At 42.0% G+C, this 9,270-nt stretch carries 4 protein-coding genes; 1 reads left to right on the forward strand and 3 read right to left on the reverse strand.

All coding sequences use genetic code 11. The features are described 5' to 3' along the window. Window positions 1–328: 328 nt before the first annotated feature. Entirely contained in the window at window positions 329–703 is a 375-nt protein-coding gene (locus LU351_RS19680) for an IS30 family transposase (RefSeq protein ID WP_232595805.1), read from the forward strand. An 85-nt stretch (window positions 704–788) separates the two neighbouring features. On the opposite strand, the gene LU351_RS19685 is transcribed toward LU351_RS19680, so the two are convergent. The 3 genes from LU351_RS19685 to LU351_RS19695 all read right to left on the reverse strand — a co-directional run bounded on the left by LU351_RS19685 (window position 789) and on the right by LU351_RS19695 (window position 9,087). Then, on the reverse strand, window positions 789–1,163 hold the full coding sequence (locus tag LU351_RS19685) for a hypothetical protein (RefSeq protein WP_232595806.1): 375 nt from the start codon (window positions 1,161–1,163) through the stop codon (window positions 789–791). Window positions 1,164–1,166: 3 nt separating this feature from the next. After that, a complete protein-coding gene (locus tag LU351_RS19690; protein ID WP_232595807.1) occupies window positions 1,167–8,327 on the reverse strand; it encodes a SpvB/TcaC N-terminal domain-containing protein in 7,161 nt (2,386 codons plus the stop codon). A gap of 145 nt (window positions 8,328–8,472) precedes the next feature. Next, the gene (locus LU351_RS19695; RefSeq protein ID WP_232595808.1) at window positions 8,473–9,087 is read right to left on the reverse strand and encodes a hypothetical protein; all 615 of its coding nucleotides are present in this window, start codon (window positions 9,085–9,087) and stop codon (window positions 8,473–8,475) included. Window positions 9,088–9,270: the final 183 nt, after the last annotated feature.

Consider the following 9,270-nt stretch of genomic DNA (forward strand, 5'->3'; position numbering starts at 1 on the left):
CGATTTGTCACGCTATGCGGCCAACGTGCGTCTGGAATATACAAATAGGGAGAAAAAATCATCAAAAGAACGAATTTTTATCCAATATTTTTGTAAATAAATGCGTAATGATAATTATTTTCGGTAAGTGTTCCGGTAGAAAAAATTAGAAAATTATCGCGCTAAAAAAACGAATTTATAGAGGTTCCCTATAATCAATCCAACCAATGTAATGCAGGCACTCATCAACTAATACAGCTGAAACGACTAGGACTAAATCTCTCATAAAATAAAAACCCTCTGCTACCAGCGCAACCCCCATAAGTTTTCAATACTTATGGAGGTGCATTTGCATCAAAGCAAACAAATTATCATGGGCGCCCTGTTAGTTTCCTTTCTCGATATCGTTTTATCGAAATGCTTCTGGCGGAAATGTTCCTCCACCAACGGCCACACTATAACGTTGGATAACGGAAAGGAATTTTCTGGCTTTAAAAGCCTCCAACAATCTCTTAATGTCAACGTCTATTTTGCCGATCCTTACTGTTCTTGGCAAAGAGGAACCAATGAAAATACAAACGCTCTGTTACGTCGTTTTTTCCCAAAAGGAACCGATTTCTCAACGATCACCAATAGACAACTACAAACTGCTGTCGATACAATCAATCATCGCACCAGAAAAATATTAAACTACCAAACTCCAGCGGAACTCTTTTTTCGATAACTAGGTGGTGTACTTCAAGTTGAATTCGCCTCATTAGCTGGTTTATTTGCTGTGTAATAAACCAGCTAATTCAGACGTTCCTATACTAATTTCCTTTTAGATTACCCATTTGGTTTGATTCTAGCGTTTTTCTACCTACCAACAATGACAACCTAGCACTGTGAGCTGTTTCATAGTCATACTCTATCTTACTATCACCATGAAAAATAAGAGTAGAGCCAGCTAAAGCAATTGGAGTGCCGCACTTTATCTCAGGAAGGTATTCAACTATGAGCACCGCCCAATCATCGCTATCAGGATAATGCCCCTCAAATAAATACTTTTTCTTTAATAAACTCTTAGTCATACCATAAATGCAAAATTTTGTTGCAATTTTATCAGACCGTGACTCTATGAAAGAAACTCCATATAAAAAAAGCAGCGTAAAAAATATCAAAACAACAACTGAATATTTAAGCATATGTCATTTCCTCCACGGTAAATCATCTAGTGAAGGCATTGGAGAAACCTGGTCAGGGAAAAATTCACCCAAAGCCTTTCGATCAAGCAAATGTTGATGATAATCACGGCCAAATTTTCTGATGTTAGGATCGTGCCAATCATTATTAATCCGGTAATCAGAATAATGATTAAAAATTTCAGAAAAGCGGTATATATTGCGTAATTGGTTAAGAAATGCCGCCTCGTCAACGTGCAAAAATTCATGAACGATCGTCATCTGAATCCATTCATCCGTTCGACCTTCGTAGGCTATAGTCAACCTATTTTGGCCAGACCACTCACCATGGGTATCAGAGTTCCAAAACTTACCCGGAACAACTTCTATATCCCCATAAAGTTCTTCCAATTCAGGGTAATCCTCAAATGCTTGCCTCTTCAATCGATCTATTCTCTCTTGAGGCGTCTCATTAGGAGGGGCACCAGGGCCATGGCCCCCTTTACCAGTATTAGATAACACACCCATAGCACTTCTTACCATAGTGAAAAATGCAGCAGTAGCAGCACCATTCGCAAACTTACCACCAGTAAGCTCAGAAACGGTTCCCCCAATAACTGCACCTACCAACACTCTCGTAGGAAGCTTACCACCACCACCACCTAAAGCCTGACCTAACCCAGCACTAACAAAACCATGGCCAAATTTACCACCCTGCAAAACGGAAGTGGTGCCACCAAGCGATCCATACGCGAGAGCTTTAAGAGTGGCCCCATACAATCCCGCACCAAAATTAACAGCATTTAAATTTAAGAAAGCATTAGCAGATATATACGCAGTAAAACCGGCCATTAAAGATTGAAATCCCGAAGCTCCATGCCCCCGAGCAGAGGCAGCAGCATATGCACCACATCCCACAGGCCCACCAAAATAACATGATAAAAGCTGTGCCGCCGCGTTTAATACTGGGCTTTCTGTAATACCTGTGATGTCATCAAACACCTCCCTAAAGAAGTCATACCCACTTGGATCGGTACCATTAAGCGGATTACTCTTACCATAAGAGTAGCGGTTATACCCCTGTGTATGAGCTACCCCATCAATTAAAGGGTCGGCTTGCAAAAAGCGGCTTAAACGGGCGTCATATATACGCCCATTCATATGAATCACACCTACCTGGTCAACTTGTTCGTGCCCAGTAAAGCCTCGAGTTGTGATGTCATTATTACCCTGCACATTCGCCAAGCTGTAACTGCCCGCCATGACAATGAGATCTTTGACGCTATAGCTGGCCCAATTTGCCGCTTCACGACGCATTCCCCATGCATCGAAACTCATATCCTGAATAACATTACCCACATAGTCGGTAATGACATCAGTAGAACCCAAGTGATCTTTATGCAAATAGTGAGTCACTTCACGCTCGAAGTTATTTTGTGTTCCTATCTCTATGGTAACCACAGCAACGCCATTGATATAACGCTTGTACTGCTGAGTGCCATTCGGCTTAGTAATTTTTTCGACATTACCCAAGTATAACGTTTCGGTAATATCGCCATTGGCGTCATCCACCCGGCGATAACGATTACGAGCCGTGCCGTAGTCAAAGGTCACCACATGAGTGCCCTGCTCTATCAGCACTGGCTTATCAAAACTGCTGTAAACAAAGGTACGATCGTCCCCTCGGGCGTTACGATGTGCCACCATGTTGCCGTTCGCATCATACTCAAAGGTTTCGACTTCGCTGCCACTACTTGTGGCTCTAAGCGCACAAACCGCATGTGCACCATAGCCGCCACTGGCACAGGCCGAACCATAACGGTAATGCCCTACCCCGGTTTTAAACGTAATATTGCCAAAGGCATCGTAGTCGAAATTTTGTCGCCCTCTACCACTTACCTGCGACCAATCTAAGCGATTAATCCGGTCATAATGAAAGGTCTCTGTGAGGTTCTTGTTCCCGCTACGCTCAATACGAGACTCAAGGTTGCCTACTGTATCCCAGTCGTACACCAGCTCTTGGATTTTGCCCGTAATACTGCCAACTGACGCCGTTTGAGTATCAATCATCCCTGTTGACGGGTCATAACTGGCCGTAGTGGTAACCCCATTGCCAAATTGGTATTGAGTAACATTACCGCGCGCATCCACACTAACCACTTGATAGTAGGCATGGCTTGTATTGTGGGCATCCAACACCTTATGCAACTGGCCGTTTTGATAGGTATAGCGCACCCCATTACTAGCACCTTTCACCGACGCCGAATCGAAGCTTTGGAAAACACGACCATATTGATCAAAGGTGGTTCTCTCGGTATGAGCAACCCCATCTATAGAGGTGGTTTTACGATAGGCACGACCGAGAGAGTCATAATCATAACCGACTCGGTATTGCTGATTTCCATTAGAAGCATATTGGACTTCGTACGCCAACTGTGTGGCGCCATTACCACCGCCGTTATGATAAGCCCAAACCGCATTAGTGCCGTCTTGGTCTTTTCGACCGGTCATACGACCCAATCGGTCGTACTCCATGGTCGTGGTTTGGCCATTGGCATTGGTTTGACGAATCAATTCACCAAATGCGTTAAAGCGGTATGACCAATAACCTTTATCTGGGTCGCGCATGTGGGATTTAAAACGACCCTTGGATGCAGCATCGTAGCCCACTTCAATTCGATGACTTACCGCCCCCGATTGTGTAGTGGTAAATCGTAAATTTCCAACATCATCGTATTGATAAGTCACCGTCGTACCGGCTGCATCACGAACGGTTTTTAATTCACCCAAGGCATTATTGGTTTCGGTTTTATTATAACCACGCGCATTGGTTGTCGTGGTACTTAAACCCGCATAACTAACCCGACTGATTCGAGCAGCACCATCAACCGGCGGTTGCGTTATCTTTAAAACATTACCCAAAACATCATAGGTGTAATGCGTCCAATAAATTGCTTGACCCGGTTTGTAGGGCTCAGATTGCTTAACCACACGACCTAATTGGCCATAATGCGTATCAGAGTATGTCCAACTGCCATCCATTAATTTGGCTGTCTTTCGAATACTGCGGCCAAGCTTGTCAAAACACTCAATGGCCTCTGAACCATCACCGGTACGCTGGTTAATTTGAAAGGATGAATTTGCAGGGCATCTTCCGCCCTTCGGCTGCTTCAACGTAATTGTATGATTTCCCGCTGGGCTGTACTCGTAATATTGCGCACCAAAGTCTGAATAGGCAAACTGTGCAGTATTGCCTAACGTATCTTTTATATGAGTTGGCTCACCATAAAGATTGAAGGCAGACACATCACTAATACGCTGATTAAATGCATTCGTTGATGTATCTCCATAGCGGCCGATACTGGTAAAAGTGGCGGATGATGAACGAGATTCAACTGACGAACCATTTGACCCCATTGAGGTGGATTTTACTTGGTTGCCAAAAACATCGTATTCATACGTGGTTGCCAATTGATATTCCGTTCCAGGCTCAATAACTTCGCGACAGAGCATTCCCCTAAAGCGATGACCACCAGAACAACCCGATTCATTAAGACCGTAATAATTAAACTCAGAAACTCGGGTAATATCGGAATCGCTGTTGTCATTGCGAGAATGGGTCACAGACGAGCGAGTTAAACGACCTAAACGCCGATACTCATCTGAATTACCATACTGGTTATTAGTAGTTAGTGTATATGTAACTCCATCACCCGTCGTTTTTTGAATAATACGAGTCGGATTACCGAAGTTATCATACAAACTAGAAACCTCTAATTGAGACACTATGTTTGAGCCAATTGAAATGCTTGGCTGATCACTGGTGTTAAGAGAGCTATTAACTCGAAATGTTTTTTCTAAAGAGTTTTCTATAAACGGTTGGTAGCGTTTTTTGCCCAGGTAAGTAGGTGGAGTGGGCTTACACATTGCGCCTTCTGGGCAAGGCTGAGGGTTATATATTGCATACTGAAAGATTTTTCTTCCCCACTTGTTATTAGCCTCAGTCAATATATTGCTACCCAAATAAGAAACTGTCGACAATGGACTACCAATATAGGGGAAATCTTGCCTGTAAGTTGTTTCTGTACGAACACCCGTTTGTTCATCAATAGTTGATAACTTTTTAAATCCTAAAAAGCCACGACCACCGGCTTGAAGCTTTGCCCCACTATAATGGTAACTTACGCGACTCATATTGTTATTATCGGTCGCCGTTGGATCGCTACTAGACACACGAGTCACAACATACATCGCACCGATACCACTCAATACAGGGGCCTCTATTTCATTACTTACGGTATTATCCAAACCGTCAAAAGGGGTGTTTAGCTGTTGATAAAACTCAGTCTTAGAAAGCACTTTACTCGCATAAGGGAAGCAACTTGTTATTGAATTGACTGAAAAACAACGACGCCTTGTGGAATTTGAGGTGGTTACGGCATCAATATATGTGTACGACTCTGTTTGAGAAATAGGCTCATAATTTATTGATATCACCTCACCTAAACCATTTGTCACGCTTGAAATGGAATGATTAATCACCCCTTTATTTTTATTATGGTAAAACTTGAACCTTTGATCACTATAGTCATAAAAAATAGCATCTAGTGCTCCATTGCCAGTGACATCCATGAACAAATATTGGTCTTTATTATTGCCAGTAGTAGGAAAAAAACTACGATAAGCTGGAGGCAATGATACGGAGCTGCCGCTTATACGATTTCGATAAGCATTTAAATCGACAACATATTGTGGTATGTCGCTAGAAGTGTTGCTAAAACGAGACTCTTTTGGCAACCAATATTTAACTTTTAATCGTTTAAGATTAGTATTTTGATAAATAAAGTCTGGGTAACCATCATTATTAATATCCCGAAATGTCTCTGACTCATAATCATCATTACCTATTTTCCCAATAGAAAAAAGTCGACTTCCATCACTGATGTATGCCGTATCATGAGTAAATATGTCTGTATAACCATCATTATTAAAATCAACGACCTGACTACCGGATCTTACACTAGACACTTCTATTGGAAACTGAATTTCTAAGTCAAGAAATCCCGAAGGGGTTAAGCTAGCAAGGTGAGAGGAACAATTTTGAGCACAAGCAGTCATAACAACATCAACATATCCATCGCCGTTATAATCGCCGAAAGTCGAAGGGATTACATCTCGTGACTGATAAGGATAGGTATTCCCTACACCAGTATCAATATCGGACAGAAAATATTTTTTAGCGTTAGGAGAAAATCGATAAAATGTAGACGATGAAGCATTATCTTCTACATCTTTAATCATGTAATGAACTGTAATATCAGCACGACCAGCACTATACGGTACAAAGGGGGCCCTGTAGTAGTAAGCATCAACCAAGCCATCCCCATTTAAATCAGAGAAAAAGGTACGCTCCTCTTTTAAAAAATCTAATTCCCCACTTATTTTCTGTAGACGCCACTGACCATTGCTCATAGGAGTGGATAGATATAACGTCCACTTCTCCTCTCTACTACTATAAAGCAAAATATCACCACGACCATCCGCATTGTAATCTACAGCTTCAATTTTAACTTTTTCACCATCACCAGGAGTTTCATGATATCGAATTTCAAAATTTTGATTGACTAATTTATTTCCATCCGACACTGCGTAACGAAACAAATAATCGTCATTACCCTTAGAATAAGTTAAGTACGCCAAATCCATTCTACCATCGCCATTTACATCGAATGGCTTATAGTCCAACAGCGGTTGATTACTCGCACCAAATGAATCTGTTGCATTCGCATCAAAACCAACGACGGGATAACTCCAATTAAACTTTGTTGCCGGTGTACACACATCGGCATTCGCGCCTGCGCACTCTTGAACAGAGGTAACTCGTGAAAGATCAGTATTAACAGTATCGTAATTAACAAAATACTTTCGCAGCTGAGCACTGCCGTTGTGAACGGTAATGGCATTCAAACGATCTACGGTTTTCACTTGAATGCCAGCTGAGTAACCGGAGATCACATCCTGACGGCCAGCTTCATAGTGAAAATCGACCTTAGAGTGCAACTGCCCAGCACTACCATATTCAATTTTATCGATTTTGTGAGTATTCGCTGTCTTATTGTAACGGTAGTCTATTCGGTTTCCGACATTATCTTTAAAACGATTAATCGCCCAAGTCAATGCTTGCCCATTACTACGTGTAATACGGGAATCTGCCGTGTTACCGTAATACGATATTGAACCGTCTTTTGCATGCACTTCAAAATATTGTGGGTGGCCTGCTGTACCAGCAACTGCCTTTATGACTGAAAAATTGTCAATTTCGGTTCGATAAGTGCTTCCTACTGCTCCATAGCTATCACCACCCGTTAGGACGAGGCGCTGTCCATTAAAACAAAAGCGATCTTCATCACTCCACGTAATAGGCCTAGCCTTACCATCTACCAATAAAGTTTGTCGACAACGGGATATGCTAGATACACCACCAATAGACCAACCCTGTCCGACCAAACCATTCCCAGATTGAGAGGAATAATTAAGAGAAACTTCGGGAGCGACACCAGCGGTACCCTTTGGTACAAAAATCGGTACAGAGTAAGTAGCTGCACCGGACTCATTGACACGGAACTGGCCAGCAAGGGCGCCAATTTTATCGGACGCAACAACACTAGCGCGGTTAACATTCACCGTACCGGCCACGCTGGGCGGTATCGCATTAGAACCACCAGCGCCATCTAAATCAATATTTGCGGCAAATTGAGGTCTATTACTGCCACCGCCTAAAATGGCCATGTCGTATAACATGGTGCCTTGCTTACGCAAAACGATATCGGTAATACCATCACCGTTGTAATCAAAATACAATGCAGAATTCACTCGAGATAATGACGCCACATTTACTTGGGCATCGGAGATAACCACAGCAGAGTTATAATTATCGCCGTTGGTTTCAATCAAAAAATTATCGCCAATTTGAACAGGAATAGGCGTAACGACTTCACCCAATATAGGAATAATCGTGTCTTTGCGCTCTAGGTAAATATCGTCCTTACCATCCCCATTGGTATCACCAACATAAACAGTGTAACGGTCATCATCTAGGTCAATTGGTTGCTGCGCTTCAGTATGGCCATGAAAGCCAATACAAGAAACAACTAACGCGGATAACCAATTAAGGCGCTTAATAGACATGTATTACTCCTATACAAAAGAAACATCTTGCCTGATCAATAATCAAGCAAAATTTCCGTAAAGTCTTCCAAAAAAGAGGGCAATAAAAATAAATAATTTTGAATGCTACATAAAAAATTCTCATCATACAATCAATTAACACCGCTCACATACGCCGTCTCAACGCATGCGCTTGTGCCTTAGCATGGGCCCGAACATGCTCACTTGGCGCAGTCTCTTCCGCTTTTTTTAACACATTCAAATACTTTTCATTCCCCGACAATGCCATCATTTGCATCATTCGAATAGCGGGAGAAACTTGGCGTTTACTGCGGCGAACATAGGGGTAGAAAAGCGAAAACTCTTCGAAACTTTTTTCAATGACCAAAGGGTCAGTGTTGTAACGTTTTTCTTTTAAAAAAACCGCTCCCGACTCTTTTAGCGATAGATAAGGGGCGCTAAGGAGTAAGAAATGCAAATCAAATTGGGAAGCATCTATAATTGGGCCGATGGTATCCATCATGCCGTACCAAACTTTGAATCTGTCCAGCATGATTAACGATAATGAGGCATGAAAGTTTAAGCGTTCATGGTTGAGATCTTTTGCTTGCTGAATTAACGAACGATATTTTTCTTGGCCGGACGACGACAAGGCTTTTACATACCATGCCAATAAATCCGATTGAAAACGTGTGGATTTTCCATAACTATCAATCAACGCTTTTGCTTGCTTTTCAATGATATCGTAATAACCGTATTGGCTGGCGCCAAGATAAAACACCGACTGAGCCGCTTGTCGGCGTTTGTGTGATTCGTTGGATTGTAATTTTTCAAGAAGGGAACCTCTATAAATTCGTTTTTTTAGCGCGATAATTTTCTAATTTTTTCTACCGGAACATTTACCGAAAATAATTATCATTACGCATTTATTTACAAAAATATTGGATAAAAATTCGTTCTTTTG

The sequence above is a fragment of the Marinibactrum halimedae genome, assembly GCF_021234875.1.
Lineage (GTDB): Bacteria > Pseudomonadota > Gammaproteobacteria > Pseudomonadales > Cellvibrionaceae > Marinibactrum > Marinibactrum halimedae.